The following is a 17,856-nucleotide window of genomic DNA, read 5'->3' on the forward strand; positions in this document are numbered from 1 at the left end:
GGCGGCTCTGGTGTATCCACAGGAATGCTGGATTCATCCACAGGAGAACGGGCCTCGCTGGTTCACAACCCCGAAAGCATGGCAGGCTCTGTCCATTGCGAGCCTGATGTCGAGGAGAGTGAATCCTTGCGGTCCGACGCCAATATCGCGGGGCCGATGGCCGACCCGGTCCCCGGTCCCCGCCCCGCCGACTCCGAACCGTCGGCTGATGCCGGGGTGCTGCCCATGGCTGATGCCGGGGTGCCCGTGAATGAGCTCGTCGGCTCGGTTTCACGTGAAACACCGCCGCCGATGCCCCGGCCGGAGCAGACCCGGGTCATGGTGGTCGCCAACCAGAAGGGCGGCGTGGGCAAGACCACCACGACCGTGAACCTGGCGGCCTCACTGGCCCTGCACGGCAATCGTGTCCTGGTCATCGACCTCGACCCCCAGGGCAATGCCTCCACCGCCCTGGGCATCGACCACCACGCCGACGTCCCGTCGATCTACGACGTCCTGGTGGACAGCAAGAAGCTCGCCGACGTGGTCCAGCCGGTCGTCGATGTGGAGGGCCTCTTCTGCGCGCCCGCCACGATCGACCTGGCGGGCGCCGAGATCGAGCTGGTCTCCCTCGTGGCCCGTGAGAGCCGGCTCGACCGTGCGATCCAGGCCTATGAGCAGCCGCTGGACTACATCCTCATCGACTGCCCGCCCTCGCTCGGCCTGCTGACGGTCAACGCCCTGGTGGCCGGCGCCGAGGTGCTGATCCCCATCCAGTGCGAGTACTACGCCCTGGAGGGCCTCGGCCAGCTGCTGCGCAATGTCGAGCTGGTGCGGGGGCACCTCAACCCCAAGCTCCATGTCTCGACGATCCTCCTGACGATGTACGACGGCCGGACCCGGCTGGCCTCCCAGGTGGCCGATGAAGTGCGCACCCACTTCGGCCATGAGGTGCTGCGGACCAGCATTCCCCGGTCCGTCCGCATCTCCGAGGCGCCCAGCTACGGACAGACGGTCCTGACGTACGACCCGGGTTCCAGCGGAGCGCTCTCCTACCTGGAGGCAGCCCGGGAGATCGCGCTGCGGGGCGTCGGCGTACGTTACGACGGCAGTAGGGCTCACCTGGTGGGCCGTCAACAACAGCAAGACCAGCACAGCATGTCGGAGGGGCTGCAGTGAGCGATCGACGTAGAGGACTGGGCCGTGGGCTCGGTGCCCTGATTCCAGCGGCGCCGAAGGCATCGGAGAGCGCCGGTTCGGCCGTGGGGCCGGGCGCGACGTCTCCCGCCGCGGTGCCGGTTCTCACGCCGGAGCGGGGGATGGCGGCGGCCAAGGTGACCCCGCTGCCGGTGATGGACGTCGCCGTTTCACGTGAAACGGATGCGCAGGAGATCCAGGGAACGGGTGCGCAGTTCGCGGAGCTGCCGCTGGACGCCATTACGCCCAACCCGCGGCAGCCGAGGGAGGTCTTCGACGAGGACGCCCTTGCAGAGCTGGTCCACTCCATCCGTGAGGTCGGGCTGCTCCAGCCGGTGGTCGTACGCCGGACCGCGCCGGAGCGCTATGAACTGATCATGGGTGAGCGCCGCTGGCGGGCCTGCCGGGAAGCCGGCCTGGACAGCATCCCGGCCATCATCCGCGCGACGGAGGACGACAAGCTCCTCCTCGACGCCCTCCTGGAGAACCTGCACCGGGCGCAGCTGAACCCGCTGGAGGAGGCTGCCGCCTACGACCAGCTCCTCAAGGACTTCAACTGCACGCATGACGAGCTGGCGGACCGGATCGGACGGTCGCGTCCCCAGGTCTCCAACACGCTGCGGCTGCTGAAGCTCTCCCCGGAGGTGCAGAAGAAGGTCGCGGCCGGCGTGCTCCTGGCCGGGCACGCCCGTGCCCTGCTCTCGGTCGACGACACTGAGGAGCAGGTCCGGCTCGCCGGGCGCATCGTGGCCGAGGGGCTGTCGGTGCGTTCCGTGGAAGAGATCGTGACGCTGCTGAAGCGGGAGACGAAGGGCTCGGTCAAGCCCAAGGGTCCGCGCGCGGGCACCCGGGTCTCCCCGGCGCTCACCGATCTGGCCACCCGGCTGTCGGACCGCTTCGAGACCCGGGTGAAGGTCGACCTGGGCCAGAAGAAGGGCAAGATCGTCGTCGAGTTCGCCTCGATGGAGGACCTGGAGCGCATCCTGGGCACGCTCGCCCCGGGCGAGGGCCGGGTCATGGAGCAGAAGCTCTCCGCCGACGACGAGGACTAGGCCGTGGGCTGACGCCCGAAGGCAAAGGGCGGGTGGTGTTTCACGTGAAACACCACCCGCCCTTTGCCTTGTCGCGCTGTTCGCTCAACCCCTCCCCGGATACGATGCGTTGGGGTATGGCGCAACCACGTTGACACAGTTCGCGGAGGGGCGGGGCCATGCGAGGAGTGGGCCGGACCGGGCTGGTGGCAACAGGCTTCGGCCTGGGAGCAGTCGGCGGATTCGTCGGCAGCCTCCTCCGGGAGCGGGGCGTGCTGAGCGCCGCCCGGGGTATGGCACGCGACGGAAGTGAGGAATTGGCTCCATGGGGCGTCGGCTCGTACCGCTCACGCTGGACAATCTCCCGGACCTCCCCCAGCGCTGTCGCTCCTGCGTCTTCTGGGAACTCGACCCTGTCAGCGGTGAAGCCGCGCTGAAGGCGGGCACGCCCGAGCTGGAGAAGGAGGCCTGGATCTCCGGCGTCCTGCTGGAGTGGGGATCCTGCGGCCGGGTGGTGTACGTCGACGAGGTGCCGGTGGGCTTCGTGCTCTACGCACCGCCCGCCTATGTCCCCCGTTCGGCCGCCTTCTCCACGAGCCCCGTCGCGGCGGACGCGGTCCAGCTGATGACGGCGTGGCTGTCCCCCGGCTTCCAGGGACAAGGCCTCGGCCGGGTGATGGTGCAGACCGCTGCCAAGGACGTCCTGCGCCGGGGGTTCAAAGCCATCGAGGCCTTCGCCGACGCGCGCTGGAAGGAGCCGGCCTGTGTGCTGCCGGCCGACCACCTCCTGGCCGTCGGCTTCAAGACGGTGCGGCCGCATCCTCGGTATCCGCGGCTGAGGCTTGAGCTCAGGACGGCGCTCTCCTGGAAGGAGGACGTCGAGCTCGCGCTGGATCGTCTGCTGGGGGCGGTGCAGAAGGAGCCGGCGTTGCGGCCGCTGTAGCTGCTGTCGGTGGAAACGAGCCGTTGTCTTCGTAAACGCCGGGCGGCCGGGTGCGGTTTCACGTGAAACCGCACCCGGCCGCCCGGGCGTGTGGTGCTTACGCGTGGATGAAGGTGCTCAGCTCGCGCTCCAGAGCGGCCTTCGGCTTGGCACCGACGATCGTCTGGACGACCTCGCCGCCCTTGTAGACGTTCAGGGTCGGAATCGACATCACGCCGTACTTCGCGGCGGTGCCGGGGTTCTGGTCGATGTTGAGCTTGACGATCTCGATCTTGTCGCCGTACTCGGCCGCGATCGCCTCCAGGGAGGGGGCGATCTGACGGCACGGGCCGCACCAGTCGGCCCAGAAGTCCACCAGAACGGGCTTGTCGCTCTTGAGGACGTCCTCGTCGAAGGTCTTGTCGGTCACAGCCTTGAGAGCCACGGAGGTCTCCTTACATTCTTTGCGTGGGGAGGGTTGGGGGGTGGGGTCAGGCGGTCTTCTCGGGCTCGCGGACGTGCTCGCTGTCCGAGAGGGAGGCGAGGAAGCGCTCGGCGTCCAGCGCCGCGGAGCAGCCCGTACCGGCGGCGGTGATCGCCTGGCGGTAGGTGTGGTCCACGACGTCACCGGCGGCGAACACACCGGTCAGGTTGGTGCGGGTCGAGGGGGCGTCCACCTTGAGGTAGCCCTCGTCGTCCAGCTCCAGCTGGCCCTTGAAGAGCTCCGTGCGCGGGTCGTGGCCGATCGCGATGAACAGACCGGTCACCGGCAGCTCGGAGGTCTCGCCGGTCTTGACGTTGCGCAGGGTCAGGCCCGACAGCTTGCCCCCCCCGTGGATCTCCGCGATCTCGCTGTCCCACACGAAGGAGATCTTCGGGTCGGCGAAGGCGCGCTCCTGCATGGCCTTGCTGGCGCGCAGGGTGTCACGGCGGTGGACGACGGTGACGGACTTGGCGAAGCGCGAGAGGAAGGTGGCCTCCTCCATCGCGGTGTCACCACCGCCGATGACGGCGATGTCCTGGTCCTTGAAGAAGAAGCCGTCACAGGTGGCGCACCACGAGACACCGCGGCCCGACAGCTCGTCCTCGCGGGGCAGACCGAGCTTGCGGTGCTGCGAGCCGGTCGTGACGATCACGGCCTTGGCGCGGTGGACGGTGCCGGCGGAGTCCGTGACGGTCTTGATCTCCTCGCTGAGGTCGACCGCGACGACGTCGTCCGGAATCAGCTCGGCGCCGAAGCGCTCGGCCTGCGCCCGCATGTTGTCCATGAGGTCCGGCCCCATGATCCCGTCACGGAAGCCGGGGAAGTTCTCGACATCGGTGGTGTTCATCAGGGCACCACCGGCGGTCACGGCGCCCTCGAAGACCAGCGGCTTCAGCGAGGCGCGGGCGGTGTAGAGCGCGGCCGTGTAGCCCGCGGGCCCGGAGCCGATGATGATCACGTTGCGGACGTCGCTCACGGGAGTCTTCCTTGTCTGCCGACTGCTGTCTCGGGTCCTTGAGGGGGTTCACCCCACCCAACGGATCCTACGGGTCGGGCATTCCCGTGGGCGCCTGCTGCGGCCGCTACGGCTCAGGCGCGTGGCAGCGTCTCGTTCAGCAGTACCTTGCCCGGCGTGGTGCCGCCGGCGTCGACGCAGGTGGCGGAGACCACATAGGCGTCGACGAGCGTGCCGTCCCCGGGGTGCGGCAGGACGACGAGATAGGCGTCCTCACCCTGATAGGTCTCCGGCTCGGAGATCAGCACTTGCTCCGAGCGCCCGGTGCCCTGCCGCACACAGAGGGGGGCCGCGCCGCTCGGGGCGTTGAGCGTCTTGCTGGGCGGGGTTTCCGGGCTCTCGGCGGTCTTCCCGCGGGATTCGGTGGCGCTGAACGGCGACGGCCTCAGGAGCTCCTGCACCCGTGCCGTGAGATCGCCGGAGGCGAGGTCATGCGCTGCCGCATGGCTCTCGGAGCCCTTGGCGGGCGTCCGGGCGGGGGCATCCGCCCCACCGGACTGCCAGAAGAACCCGCCCACGCCGATCGCGGCGGCGACGCAGGCGCTCCCGAGCAGCACCGCGGGCCAGCGCCGTCGGGCGCGCCTGCCCCCGGGCTTGCCGGGCGGCGGCACCTGCCGGCCGGGGCCGGTGGCGGGGCGAGGACGGGCGCTGTCGCGTCCTGGGGTCTTCCGGGAGGCGGCCCCTGTTTCACGTGAAACGGCGCCGTGGGCGGAGGGCTCTGTTTCACGTGAAACGGCATCGTGGGGCAGGGGCTCTGTTTCATGCGTCCCTGTTCCACGCGTCCTTGTTGTTGCACGCGTTCCTGTTTCACGTGAAACAGGAAAAGGCACACGCACGCCTGACGGCGGCGTGGTCGAGTCCAGCAATGCCTCGGCGGCGAGGGCGGCGTCGATCCGGCCGGCGATGTCCGCCGGCATCCGCGGCGGACCGGGGAGCGTGCCGAGCGCGCCGCGGATCTCGTCCAGGGAGCTGCGGACGTCCTCGCAGAGCTCGCAGCCCGCCAGGTGCTCCCGGACGTCCGCGGTACGCGACGGCGAGAGCACCCCCTCGGTGAGCGCGGAGATCTCCCCGACCTCCGGGTGCCCATCCGTGCCGGTCATCGAAGTCACGCTCGCCCACCTCCGCCCTTCACTGGATCTGCGTCGCTCTGTCCTGCCGGTGGTGGGACGGACGCCCCTTGCGTCCGGTTCCTTCCCCCGCCGGACGGTGGGCTACCCCCGCCACCGGGGCGCAGATGGGTGAGGATCGGCAGCAGCCGGGCCCTTCCCCGTGCGCAACGGCTCTTCACCGTGCCCACGGGAACGTCGAGCACCTCTGCTGCTTCGGCCACGGGATACCCCTGCATGTCGACCAGAACGAGGGCGGCGCGCTGATCGGGGGGCAGCGTGGACAGCGCCTGGAGCAGTTCCCGGTGCAGATCACCGCGCTCCGCGGGGGCGGCGGCCGACTCGTGGGGTTCGATGAGCTGCTCAAGCCGTTCGGTCTCGGCGAGGGGAGCCGTACGCCGGGACGCGGCCTTGCGGGCACGGTCCAGGCAGGCGTTGACGGTGATGCGGTGCAGCCACGTGGTGACGGCGGACTGCCCGCGGAAGGTGTGCGCGGCGCGGTAGGCGGAGACGAGGGCGTCCTGCACGGCGTCCGCGGCCTCTTCCCGGTCGCCGAGCGTCCGCAGGGCGACGGCCCAGAGCCGGTCACGGTGCCGGTGCACGAGCTCGCCGAAGGCGTCGGGGTCGCCGGCGACGTGCCGGGCGAGGAGATCGGCGTCGCTCAGGCCGTCACGCATGACGTCGTCCACCGTCGAGCCCTCCCCCTGAGGTCCGTCCTGCGCGTCAGCCGGTGAACTTCACGTTGGTGATGCCCTGCTTGTAGCCGGCGCCGGCGAAGGTCTGTCCGTCAGCGCCAGAGTAAGGCGCCGCGGTGATCCAGACGAGGAGGTACTGGGTCTCGACGGGCTTCTTGAGGGAGAGGCTGAGCGAGTCGGTCTTCGTCTTCTTGGTCGTCAGCTTCTTCATCGAGTCCAGCGACTCGGCGCCGGAAAGGGACTTCGCCGCGTAGAGCGACACTTCGGTGTGGTCGCCGCCGTAGAGCAGCTTGATCTCCGCGGAGCTGAGCTGCTGCTTGCCGCCGAGGTCGTAGATGATGCCGACGCCGCCCTTGTATCCCTTCAGGGAGGGGCCGTCGTTATAGGTGCGCGAGCGCCAGACTTCTTTGGGGTCGTCGTTCTTCGTGTAGGTGTTCTTCACCCGGTCCGCGCCCTGCGGAGACCCGTCCGGGGCGTACTCCTGGGCGTCGACGATCTTTATCGGGTCGCCGGTCGGCTTCTGGTCGCCGTCGCCCGTCGACTCGGAGATCTGCGGGCGGTCCTCCTGCCCGTCCTTGAGGAGGGTGTCGGCGAGCTGCCAGCTGGCCAGGCCCAGGGCGGCGATCAGCAGGGCGGCGACGCTCCACTTGAGCGCCCGGCCCGTGCGGCCTTGCAGCGGAGGCGGCGGGGGCACCGGCATGGGGCCCGTGGCGCTGCCGCCGTGCGGCGGTTGCTGGCCGTAGGCGTGCGGGCGCGGATAGCCGCCCGGCGGCGTGGTGAAGGACGGCTCCGGGGGCCGGATGCGCGGCATGGCGGCGACGGCCTTGGACAGTTCCTCCGGCGTCGTGCACGGCTTCTCCTGCCGTGACGCGGTGGAGCCCTCGTTGACGAGCGCGCGCATGGCGAGCTCGGACAGGCCGCGGTGGACGCCGGCGCGGACCTGGTCGGGGGCGATCAGGCCGACCCCCTTGGGCAGGCCCGGCAGGCCGTGGGCGCTGTCCTCGTACGGCCAGCGCTGGGTGAGCGCGGCGTAGAGGAGCGCGCCGATGGCCTCGGTGTCGGTCTGCTGGGGGTGGTCGGACGTGATGCCCCGGAGGGCGGCCATGACGGCGAGGCCGCGGATGCGGTACTGCCCGGTGCCCGTGCGCAGCACGGAACCGGGGTGGAGGCGCAGGTGCGCGAGGCCCTCTCGGTGGGCGGCGGCCATGGCCTGGGACACCTGGCTCACGAGCTGGTAGGCGTCGTGCGGCTCCATGGGGCCGGAGGCGAGGACGTTGGTGAGCTCGGTGGCGTCGGGCAGCCACTCGTGGACGACGTAGACCAGGTCGTTCTCCTCGACGGCGTCGAGGACCTGGACGAAGCGGGGGTCGCCGAGGAGGGCGGCGGAGCGGGCGGCGGCGAGGACGGGTCGGGCGCGCGGGTGGTCGGCGGGCAGCAGGTGGACGCCCACGGCGCGGCGGAGCTTCTCGTCCACGGCACGCCAGCTGCTGAATCCCTCCAGACGGGTGACGCACTCCTCCAGGCGGTACCTTCTGGCGAGCTTGTGGCCGCTGTGCAGCTCGGGGGCCCGGTCCTCGCGCGCGGGCTTCCCGGCGCCCGTCTTGTTGCCCTCCGTGCGCCCGGTGTCCTTCTGGGTGCCGGCCTTGATCGCGGCCTCCGCCCCGTCGGCCGTGGCCTTGCCCGCCTTGGCGGTCAGCGGCTCACCGCCGCTGTTGCCTGCCACGTCGACGGCAGCTGTGCTCCGTTCTGCCACCGTCGTTCCTGCCTCCCCATCCGTTGCACGCTGTCCACAGCCAAGACAATTGTGCCCACAGTCCGGCGCTATGCACGACACACGGCGGCGGGCGAAGGTTGTGCTCCCGTCAGCGTCCGAGACGCCCGCGGACCATACCGACCATGGCCGTCAGCTCCTCGATCCGCATCCGCTTCGCGGCGACGTAGAAGACGGCGATCAGGATGAGACCACCACCGGTCAGAGAGGCGAGCGAACCGAGCACGCCCTTGCCGAGAACCTCGCTGATCCCGTAAGAAACGGCCCCGCCGATGAGCGCCGCGGGCACGCACGCGCCGGCCAGGCGCGCGTACGTCCGGATGACGCGCGAGCCGTCCAGATCGCCACCGAGCCGCGTACGCAGCCTGCGCCACGCCACACCGACGCCGACGGCGTAGCCGAGGCCGTAGGAGAAGGCCATGCCGGCGACGGCCCAGCGGGCGGGGAGGAGGACGTAGCTCAGGAAGGCGGAGGCCGCGAAGGCCGCGGAGACGATCAGCGTGTTGTAGAAGGGCGTACGGGTGTCCTCGTAGGCGTAGAAGCCACGGAGGATGACGTACTGCGCGGAGTACGGAATCAGACCGAGGCCGAAGGCCATGAGGATGAAGCCGATGTTGGTGGCGCCCTCGGTGCCCGAGCCGCCCGAGAACATCAGCGTGGCCATGGGGATGCCCAGCGCCAGGAAGGCGAAGGCGCACGGCACGATGGCGACGGCCGAGGTGCGCAGACCGTGGGAGAGGTCGTCGCGGACGGCGGAGGCGTCGCCGTCGTGGGCGGCGCGGGAGATCCGGGGGAGCACCGCGGTCATCACCGAGACGGTGATGATGGCCTGCGGCATCTGCCAGAGCTGGAGGGCGAAGTTGTAGGCGGTGATGCCCGTACCGGTGTGTCCGCCCTTCTCCGCCAGCGCGCCGGCCTTGGTGGCGAGCTGCGTGACCACGACCATGCTGAGCTGGTTCGCGAGGACGAAGAAGAACGTCCACTTGGCGAGGCCCGCGGCCTTGCCCAGGCCCTGGCCGCGCCAGTCGAAGCGGGGCCGGAGGCGGAATCCCGCCTCGCGCAGGTAGGGGAGCATGGCCAGCGCCTGGACGACGAGGCCCAGCAGCGTGCCGATGCCGATCAGCCGCACGCCCTCGGCCGGGATGGTGGCCGCGTTGACGTTGCTGTCGGTGAAGGGGCCGAAGGCCCAGATGAAGGAGCCGAAGGTGGCGATGATGATGATGTTGTTGAGGACCGGGGTCCACATCATCGCGCCGAACTTTCCGCGCGCGTTGAGGATCTGGCCGAGCACCACGTGCACGCCCATGAAGAACATGGTGGGCAGGCAGTAGCGGGCGAACGCGACGGCCACGTCCATCCGGTGCGGATCGGCGGCGATGGTGGGCGACATCGCCTGGATGAAGAGCGGTGCCCCCAGCACACAGACGGTGGTGACACCCGCGAGCAGCACGACCACGAGGGTGAGCAGGCGGTTGGCGTAGGCCTCGCCGCCGTCCTCGTCGTTCTTCATCGCCCGCACGAGCTGGGGAATGAAGACGGCGTTCAGCGCGCCGCCGCCCACCAGGATGTAGATCATCGTCGGCAGGACGTTGGCGACCTGGTAGTCGTCGTTGAGCGTGCCGACGCCGATCGCCGCCGCCATGACGAGGTTGCGGCCGAAGCCCAGGAGCCGGGAGACCATCGTCCCCGCCGCCATCAGGGCGCTCGACTTCAGCAGGCTCGCCGCCTTGCCGCCCTTGGCCTGCGGGGCCGGCGGAGCGGGCTCCGGCTCCTCCGCCGGCTCGGCAGCGGGGACCTTCGGAGGGGGCACGGGGGAGCCGTACTGCCCCGGCGCCGGGATCTGCTGCCCCGGCGTCCGCGGCGGCTCGTAGGGCTGCTGCTGGTCGCGGTAGAGATGGGCGAACGCGTCCCGCTGGGGGCCGTCCTCCCCCGGCGGGTCGGCGAAGCCGTCCACGGCCGCGAACGGCTGCGTGGCGTCGGCGTCACCGGAGGACGGAAAGCCCGGCGCACCCTCGGGCCGCCCGGAGGCCGGGGGCCACGGCTGCGAGCCGGCGCCGGGGCCCTGCTGCAACGGGTAGGTGTTGCGGTACGTGCCGGGCGGGGCCGGCGGCGCGGCGCGGTCGTACAGCGCGTCGCTCACCGGGTCCTGAGCGGCCGGGTCATGCCCGGGGTACGGCTCGGAGGCGTAGGCGTCCCGCAGGTAGGGGTCCCGGGCGTACGGGCCCTGGCGGGGCGTGCCGGGGGCAGGCGGGGGCGGCGGGTACTGGCCCCGCTGGTCACCACCCGCGCCCTGCCCGCGGTCACCGTCGTACGGCGCGTTCATCGCTACCCCACCTCATCGTCCGCGGCCGGCCGGCCCCACTACGCGTCAACGTTCCACTTTCTCACCCGAGCCGGACGGCTCCGTGTCATGCGATCCGGTGTCCGGGGCCGGGTCACCCGGCCGCCGCCCCGGCCGGTCGTCGTCCGGGCCACCGTTGCCCGGCCCGTCGCCGTCCGCGCCGGGCCCGCCACCGTCGGCCGCACGGGCGGCGGACCGCTTCCGCTTGATGTAGATGCGGAGCCCCGCGAGGACCAGGAGGAGCACCCCTCCGGCGATGACGAGGAGAACCATAGGGGTGATGGACGTGACATGCACAGTAAAGGTGACCGGGTCGCCATAGGGCTGGCCCTCGTCCGTGTACAGCCGGGCCGTCACCCGCACCGGGCCGTTGGCGTTGGCCCGCGTCTCGAACTTCACCGACTGGTTCTGGCCGCCGTTGATCTTCACCGGCTGGGACCGGTCGATCTGGAGGCGGTTCGTCTGGCTGGACTCCAGCACCAGGTGGAGCCCCTCGATCCCCTGCAACAGCCCGTTGTGGACCGTGATCGGGACCGTCGCGCTGCGCCCGGACAGGGTCACGTCCGACTTCTTGATCAGCTCCACCCGGCGGGTGAGCCCGTACAGGTACGACTGCACGGCGTCGCGGAACTCGGCGGCCCCCTCGGGGTTGCCGCGCCAGGACGTCGACATCTCCCGCATGATCGCGCTGCCGAAGGGGGTCACCACGCGGTCCTGCGAGGTCAGGATGACCTTGAAGCCGTCCAGGGTCGCCTGGGTCTTCTGGATCTCCTGGAAGGCCTTGGTGGAGAGCTCCTGCTCGCGCAGCCGCTCGGGGTACGAGCCGGATCCGGGCACCTGCTGGTTCGCGTCCGGGTCCGGCTTGGCGGCGGCCGCGTCGCCCAGGTTCCGCGGCTGCGTCCAGCGGCCGTCCGAAAGGCCCGCGATCGCCGCGGCCATCGCCTGGGCCTGGCTCGCCGTCGGCATGCGCTGCGGCGCCACGACGATGCTGCGCTCGTTGTCCGGAGCCTGCCGGTTCACCAGCAGGCTCTGGGCGGCGAACCGCTGCACGGCCAGCGAGTACTCGCCGGCGCGGACCAGATCGCCCTCGAAACCGGTGGACATCCGGGCGTCCGCCACGACGGCCGTGTTGCCGCTGCCGATCTGGCGGGCAGCGGTGGGCGTGAAGGACGTGTGGTCGCGGAAGCTGTCGCTGCGGGCGATGACGTTGTGGGCACCGGCCGAGGTGGCGACGTCGATGACCGACGAGTCGACGGCGCCGTCGACGGGCCACGCGAAGTCCGTGCGCGGCTTCACGCCGAGGATCGTGTCCACGGTCGTCGAGGCGAGCTCCGTGGCCGACTGGAGGTGGCTCAGGGAGCCCGAGACGTCCTTGCCGTGGTGGGCCAGCGACGCGATGTCGGGATCGCCGAACGGCAGCGCCACCACCTGATCGCCCGCGACGGCGTTCTGCAACTGGCTGAGCCACTGCTTGGCGACCGCCTGGCCCCGGCCCGCGGTGGTCTTCCCGTCCGGCGCGTCCACCCGGTACGCCTTCGTCATGGCCTCGACCGTGGCCAGCAGATCGGGGTCGATCACCCAGGTGATGTGCAGGCCCTTGCCCAGGGCGACCAGCTGCTGAAGCCGCCCGCCCGGCGCCAGCTCCGCGGCCAGGTCGTCATTGGGGAAGATCGGCGTCTGCTGCTGGTCGGACTCGGTGCGGGCCGTCAGGTGGGTCGCGGAGATCAGCGGCCACAGGAAGGTGAGCTGTGTCTTCTTGCCCTCGATCGAGGAGGGCTGCCAGGGGAGCAGGGTCCGGCCGATGCCCAGCACCCGCTCGGACCCCTGGTCCGCGGTGTGCCCGGACAGGGAGACGCCCAGCTGGTACACCCCGTCCTTGCCGAGGTCCAGGTCCTTCGCCGGCAGCGAGATGCTGAACTCGCGGCTGCTCCCCGGAGGGAGCTTGTCGAGCTTCTGGGTGTGCTTGCCGATCTCGGAGCCGTCGCTGCCGGGCGAGAAGGCGGAGCGGCTGCCGGTCTCGTCGGCGTCGACCCGGCTGTTGAGCTGGCCGCCCACCCGCAGGCCGACGTGCGCGTCGGAGACGGTCGAGCCGCCGTTGTTGGTGACGGTGCCCGAGACGGTGAGCGTGTCGTCCTGCTTCGGCGCGACGGGGGTCAGCGTGTTGATGGAGACGTCGACCCCGCGGGAGCCGGGGGACTCGGCACGGGCCGGCTGCGCGCCCGGCAACTGCACCAGGCCGAGCAGCAGCGCCGCGCCCGTCAGCAGCGTCGTGAGGAGCCGGGACCACCGGCAGGCAGAAGCGGAGGTGGTCTCCTGGATCTCTGCCGCCTCGGCCACGCGCTCGCCCGTCCCTCGTCGTCGTCAGTGGTCGTCGGTTGTGCGTCCACGAATGGTAACGAGGCCCGCTGTGACGAAGTGCTGCGGACCGCTCCGCAAGATCGCGCGGCCGGCCCGATGTCCCGGCTGCGCCCGCTTTGTGCGGCCTGTGCCATGCGTCCGTAACCGGGAGGCCCCGGGGCGCGCAGCCACGTACCCTCTTCTGTTGTGCCGAATGCCAACAATGACAGCCTGACCCAGTCGCCGACCAACGAGCTCAGCCAGGTGCAGCGCCGTGCCGTGAGCGAGCTCCTGAGGGTCTCCCCCGTGGCCGACGACCTCGCCCGCCGATTCCGGGAGGCCGGGTTCACGCTTGCCCTGGTCGGCGGATCGGTACGGGACGCGCTGCTCGGCCGGCTCGGCAACGACCTGGACTTCACGACGGACGCCCGCCCGGAAGACGTCCTGAAGATCGTCCGGCCCTGGGCGGACGCCGTCTGGGAGGTCGGCATCGCCTTCGGCACCGTGGGCTGCCGCAAAGCCGACTTCGACATCGAGGTCACGACATATCGGTCCGAGGCCTACGACCGGACCTCCCGCAAGCCGGAGGTCTCCTACGGCGACTCCATCGAGGAAGACCTCGTCCGCCGCGACTTCACGGTCAACGCCATGGCCGTCGCGCTGCCGGAGAAGGAGTTCATCGACCCGCACCACGGCCTGGAGGACCTCGCCGCACGCGTCCTGCGCACCCCCGGCACCCCGGAGGAGTCCTTCTCCGACGACCCGCTGCGCATGATGCGGGCCGCCCGCTTCGCCGCACAGCTCGACTTCGAGGTCGCCCCCGAGGTCGTCACCGCGATGACCGAGATGCACGGCCGGCTGGAGATCGTCTCCGCCGAGCGGACCCGCGACGAGCTCAACAAGCTGATCCTCTCCGACCACCCGCGCAAGGGCCTGAAGCTGCTCGTCGACACCGGGCTCGCCGCCCTGGTCCTGCCCGAGCTCCCCGCCCTGCGCCTGGAGCGCGACGAGCACCACCGGCACAAGGACGTCTACGAGCACACGCTCACCGTCCTGGAGCAGGCCATCGCCCTGGAGGCCCCGCGCGATCAGCCCGGCGGCGGCCCCGACCTCGTGCTGCGCCTCGCGGCCCTGCTGCACGACATCGGCAAGCCGCGGACGCGCCGCTTCGAGAAGGACGGCCGCGTCTCCTTCCACCACCACGAGGTGGTGGGCGCCAAGATGACCAAGGCGCGCATGACCAAGCTCAAGTACTCCAACGAGCTGGTGAAGGACGTCTCCAAGCTGGTGGAGCTGCACCTGCGCTTCCACGGCTACGGCACCGGCGAGTGGACCGACTCCGCCGTGCGCCGGTACGTGCGGGACGCGGGCCCCATGCTGGAGCGGCTCCACAAGCTGACCCGTTCCGACTGCACGACGCGCAACAAGCGCAAGGCCAATGCGCTCTCGCGGGCGTACGACGGCCTGGAGGAGCGCATCGCCCGCCTCCAGGAGCAGGAGGAGCTGGACGCGATCCGGCCGGATCTCGACGGCAACCAGATCATGGAGATCCTGGGCGTGGGCCCCGGCCCGCAGGTCGGCAAGGCGTACAAGCAGATGCTGGAGCTCCGGCTGGAGCACGGTCCGATGTCCCACGACGAGGCCGTCGCCGCGCTCAAGGAGTGGTGGGCGGCGCAGAGCTGACCCGACCCGGCCGGCGCCCTCGTTGTTTCACGTGAAACAACGAGGGCGCCGCTGTTTCACGTGAAACAGCGGCTATGCGTGCTCGCGCCGCCGGAAGGCCGCCAGGGCGACGGCGACCACCGCGTAGAGCACGGCGACGGCGGACACCAGCAGGCCCGAGCGGCCGTCGGGCGGCAGCATCAGGGCCGCCACCCCCGCCGCCCCCACGAAGGCGACGTTGAAGAGGACGTCGTAGAGGGAGAAGACCCGGCCGCGGAAGGGGTCGGCCACCGCGGCCTGGACGACCGTGTCCGTGGCGATCTTCGCGCCCTGGGTGATGAGGCCGAGGACGAAGGCGGCGATCAGCATGGGCACGCGCTCGAAGGGCAGGCCCAGTGCGGGCTCCAGCACCGCCGCGGCGGACGCGCAGGCGGTCATCCAGCCGAGGGGGCCCAGCCGGGACACCGCCCAGGGGGTGACGAGGGCCGCCACGAAGAATCCCGCTCCCGAGACCGCGACGGCGAGCCCCAGCAGGGCCAGGCCGGTGGACTCGCTGCTGGTCCACGCGTAGCGGCAGAGCATCAGCACGGTGACGGTGAGGGCGCCGTAGCAGAAGCGCATGAGCGTCATGGCGCCGAGCGCGTAGGCGGCCGTGCGGCGCTCGGCGAGGTGGCGCAGGCCCGCGGTCAGGCCGCGGGCGGTCCCGGCCAGGGCCGTGCCCAGCCTGCGGGCGACCGGCGTGTCCGGGCCGAGCAGGCCGATCGGCATCAGCAGCGAGGACATGGCGGCGCACAGGTAGAGGGTCGCGCCGAGGAGGACGACCAGGGCATCGGCTCCTGTGCCCCCGGGCACAGCCATGCGCACGGCGAAGGCGAGGCCGCCGCCCGCCGTGGCCGCCAGCGTCCCGGCGGTGGGGGAGAGCGCATTGGCCATGACCAGGCGTTCGCGCGAGTCCACCACGCGCGGCAGGGAAGCGGAGAGCCCGGCGAGCACGAAGCGGTTGACCGCGGTGACCGACAGGGCGGAGACGTAGAAGAGCCAGTCGGGGACGCGCGCGACGATGAACACGGCGGTGACGGTGGCCAGGGCCGTGCGCAGCAGGTTGCCGTGGAGCAGCACCTGGCGGCGCCGCCGGCGGTCCAGGAGCACCCCGGCGAAGGGGCCCAGCAGCGAGTACGGCAGGAGGAGCACGGCCATGGCCGAGGCGATGGCCGTGGGGGACGTCTCCTTCTCCGGGGAGAAGACCACGTAGGCGGCGAGCGCAACCTGATAGACCCCGTCGGCCGTCTGGGAGAGGAGCCGGACTGCCAGCAGACGGCGGAAATCGCGTAGGCGGAGCAGGACGCGAAGATCACGCACAACGGGCATGGTCACAGCCTCACACAACGCACAGGTCCCCGGGCGGACAACCCGGGGACCTGTGCGAGGGAACGGCAGGGAGCGGAACGCTTAGCGCTCGACCTCGCCCTTGATGAACTTCTCGACGTTCTCCCGCGCCTCGTCGTCGAAGTACTGCACCGGCGGCGACTTCATGAAGTAGGAGGAGGCGGAGAGGATCGGGCCGCCGATGCCGCGGTCCTTGGCGATCTTCGCGGCGCGTACGGCGTCGATGATGACACCGGCGGAGTTCGGGGAGTCCCAGACCTCGAGCTTGTACTCCAGGTTCAGCGGGACGTCGCCGAACGCGCGGCCCTCGAGGCGGACGTACGCCCACTTGCGGTCGTCGAGCCACGCCACGTAGTCCGACGGGCCGATGTGGACGTTGTCCTCGCCCAGCTCGCGGTCGCGGATCTGGGAGGTGACGGCCTGCGTCTTGGAGATCTTCTTGGACTCCAGGCGCTCGCGCTCGAGCATGTTCTTGAAGTCCATGTTGCCGCCGACGTTCAGCTGCATCGTGCGGTCCAGGATGACACCCCGGTCCTCGAACAGCTTGGCCATCACGCGGTGCGTGATGGTGGCGCCGACCTGCGACTTGATGTCGTCACCGACGATCGGCACACCGGCCTCGGTGAACTTGTCGGCCCACTCCTTGGTGCCGGCGATGAAGACCGGGAGGGCGTTGACGAACGCGACCTTGGCGTCGATGGCGCACTGCGCGTAGAACTTCGCGGCGTCCTCGGAGCCCACGGGGAGGTAGCAGACGAGCACGTCGACCTGCTTGTCCTTGAGGACCTGGACGACGTCGACGGGGGCCTCGGAGGACTCCTCGATGGTCTGGCGGTAGTACTTGCCCAGGCCGTCGTGGGTGTGGCCGCGCTGCACGGTGACGCCGGTCGACGGCACGTCGCAGATCTTGATGGTGTTGTTCTCGCTGGCGCCGATGGCGTCGGCGAGGTCGAGGCCGACCTTCTTCGCGTCGACGTCGAACGCGGCCACGAACTCCACATCGCGCACGTGGTAGTCGCCGAACTGCACGTGCATCAGACCCGGCACGCGACCGTTCGGGTCGGCGTCCTTGTAGTACTCGACGCCCTGCACCAGCGAGGCGGCGCAGTTGCCCACGCCGACGATGGCTACGCGAACCGAACCCATTCCGGTTGCTCCCTGTTAGTACTCGACGAAGCCCTGCGGAGTGCAGGGCTCACTGGTCCGGACCGGGGCGCTTGTCACGCCCGGCCCGCTCGCTCTCGATCAGCTCGTTCAGCCAGCGGACCTCGCGCTCCACGGACTCCATGCCGTGCCGCTGAAGCTCGAGGGTGTAGTCGTCCAGCCGCTCCCGGGTGCGGGCCAGGGAGGCTCGCATCTTCTCCAGGCGCTCCTCCAGACGGCTGCGGCGGCCTTCCAGCACGCGCATCCGTACGTCCCGTGAGGTCTGTCCGAAGAACGCGAAGCGGGCGGCGAAGTGCTCGTCCTCCCACGTGTCCGGACCGGTGTGGGCGAGGAGCTCCTCGAAGTGCTCCTTGCCCTCTGCCGTCAGGCGGTAGACGATCTTCGCTCGTCGTCCGGCCAGGGACGCCGCACGGGCGTCCTCCGGAGCGCTCCCGGGCTCCTCGACCAGCCAGCCGTTCGCCACGAGGGCCTTCAGGCAGGGGTAGAGGGTGCCGTAGCTGAACGCACGGAACACCCCGAGCGAGGTGTTCAAGCGTTTCCGCAGCTCGTAGCCGTGCATCGGGGACTCGCGGAGCAGGCCGAGGACGGCGAACTCGAGGATGCCGGAGCGTCTGCTCATGTTTCGCCTCCTTGTCGCACACAGCCTAGTCCTTGTGATCCCTAGTCCCTTTTTGGTCCCATATGCCGGTCCGAGCCGACGTTTATGCCGAGCTGATGTATCGACTCGATACATCCAGACGATAGAACGACCCCCTCCATGCGACAA

Annotated in this window: 14 protein-coding genes; 4 read left to right on the forward strand and 10 right to left on the reverse strand. The window is 70.4% G+C overall.

Annotated features, from left to right (window positions below; translation table 11 throughout):
* Nucleotides 1-78 precede the first annotated feature (78 nt).
* The 3 genes from PS271_RS14055 to PS271_RS14065 all read left to right on the forward strand — a co-directional run bounded on the left by PS271_RS14055 (nucleotide 79) and on the right by PS271_RS14065 (nucleotide 3,150).
* Nucleotides 79-1,158, forward strand: a complete 1,080-nt coding sequence (locus PS271_RS14055) for a ParA family protein (protein WP_398382227.1) — start codon at nucleotides 79-81, stop codon at nucleotides 1,156-1,158.
* Entirely contained in the window at nucleotides 1,155-2,228 is a 1,074-nt protein-coding gene (locus PS271_RS14060; protein ID WP_398382228.1) for a ParB/RepB/Spo0J family partition protein, read from the forward strand. Before PS271_RS14055 ends, PS271_RS14060 begins: the two co-directional genes overlap by 4 nt.
* A gap of 304 nt (nucleotides 2,229-2,532) precedes the next feature.
* Nucleotides 2,533-3,150 (forward strand): GNAT family N-acetyltransferase, encoded by a 618-nt coding sequence (locus tag PS271_RS14065; protein ID WP_398382229.1) that lies wholly within the window; start codon nucleotides 2,533-2,535, stop codon nucleotides 3,148-3,150.
* A gap of 97 nt (nucleotides 3,151-3,247) precedes the next feature.
* On the opposite strand, the gene trxA is transcribed toward PS271_RS14065, so the two are convergent.
* The 7 genes from trxA to PS271_RS14100 form a co-directional block, all read right to left on the reverse strand.
* The gene (trxA, locus tag PS271_RS14070) at nucleotides 3,248-3,574 is read right to left on the reverse strand and encodes a thioredoxin (protein ID WP_120754986.1); all 327 of its coding nucleotides are present in this window, start codon (nucleotides 3,572-3,574) and stop codon (nucleotides 3,248-3,250) included.
* A 46-nt stretch (nucleotides 3,575-3,620) separates the two neighbouring features.
* Complete coding sequence (gene trxB, locus PS271_RS14075; protein ID WP_398382230.1) at nucleotides 3,621-4,589, reverse strand: thioredoxin-disulfide reductase; 969 nt, start codon at nucleotides 4,587-4,589, stop codon at nucleotides 3,621-3,623.
* A 113-nt stretch (nucleotides 4,590-4,702) separates the two neighbouring features.
* A complete protein-coding gene (locus PS271_RS14080) occupies nucleotides 4,703-5,737 on the reverse strand; it encodes a zf-HC2 domain-containing protein (protein WP_495656753.1) in 1,035 nt (344 codons plus the stop codon).
* Nucleotides 5,734-6,411 carry an RNA polymerase sigma factor SigM gene (sigM, locus tag PS271_RS14085; protein ID WP_398386843.1) on the reverse strand — a complete coding sequence of 226 codons (678 nt, stop codon included), beginning with the start codon at nucleotides 6,409-6,411 and terminating at the stop codon, nucleotides 5,734-5,736. Before sigM ends, PS271_RS14080 begins: the two co-directional genes overlap by 4 nt.
* Nucleotides 6,412-6,457: 46 nt before the next feature.
* Nucleotides 6,458-8,182: a protein kinase family protein gene (locus PS271_RS14090; protein ID WP_398382231.1), complete on the reverse strand. Its 1,725-nt coding sequence runs from the start codon at nucleotides 8,180-8,182 to the stop codon at nucleotides 6,458-6,460.
* Between the two features lie 109 nt (nucleotides 8,183-8,291).
* Nucleotides 8,292-10,523 (reverse strand): murein biosynthesis integral membrane protein MurJ, encoded by a 2,232-nt coding sequence (gene murJ, locus PS271_RS14095; RefSeq protein WP_398382232.1) that lies wholly within the window; start codon nucleotides 10,521-10,523, stop codon nucleotides 8,292-8,294.
* Nucleotides 10,524-10,568: 45 nt separating this feature from the next.
* Nucleotides 10,569-12,878 carry a DUF6049 family protein gene (locus PS271_RS14100; RefSeq protein ID WP_398382233.1) on the reverse strand — a complete coding sequence of 770 codons (2,310 nt, stop codon included), beginning with the start codon at nucleotides 12,876-12,878 and terminating at the stop codon, nucleotides 10,569-10,571.
* A gap of 207 nt (nucleotides 12,879-13,085) precedes the next feature.
* Here PS271_RS14100 and PS271_RS14105 point away from each other — a divergent pair, with 207 nt between their 5' ends.
* Complete coding sequence (locus PS271_RS14105; protein WP_398382234.1) at nucleotides 13,086-14,561, forward strand: CCA tRNA nucleotidyltransferase; 1,476 nt, start codon at nucleotides 13,086-13,088, stop codon at nucleotides 14,559-14,561.
* A 72-nt stretch (nucleotides 14,562-14,633) separates the two neighbouring features.
* Here PS271_RS14105 and PS271_RS14110 read toward each other — a convergent pair whose 3' ends face one another.
* The 3 genes from PS271_RS14110 to PS271_RS14120 all read right to left on the reverse strand — a co-directional run bounded on the left by PS271_RS14110 (nucleotide 14,634) and on the right by PS271_RS14120 (nucleotide 17,709).
* The gene (locus tag PS271_RS14110; protein WP_398382235.1) at nucleotides 14,634-15,908 is read right to left on the reverse strand and encodes an MFS transporter; all 1,275 of its coding nucleotides are present in this window, start codon (nucleotides 15,906-15,908) and stop codon (nucleotides 14,634-14,636) included.
* An 81-nt stretch (nucleotides 15,909-15,989) separates the two neighbouring features.
* Complete coding sequence (locus PS271_RS14115) at nucleotides 15,990-17,072, reverse strand: inositol-3-phosphate synthase (RefSeq protein WP_356278317.1); 1,083 nt, start codon at nucleotides 17,070-17,072, stop codon at nucleotides 15,990-15,992.
* Nucleotides 17,073-17,121: 49 nt separating this feature from the next.
* Nucleotides 17,122-17,709 carry a PadR family transcriptional regulator gene (locus PS271_RS14120; RefSeq protein WP_120755004.1) on the reverse strand — a complete coding sequence of 196 codons (588 nt, stop codon included), beginning with the start codon at nucleotides 17,707-17,709 and terminating at the stop codon, nucleotides 17,122-17,124.
* Nucleotides 17,710-17,856 lie beyond the last annotated feature (147 nt).

This window comes from Streptomyces sp. SCA2-17, assembly GCF_044336695.1.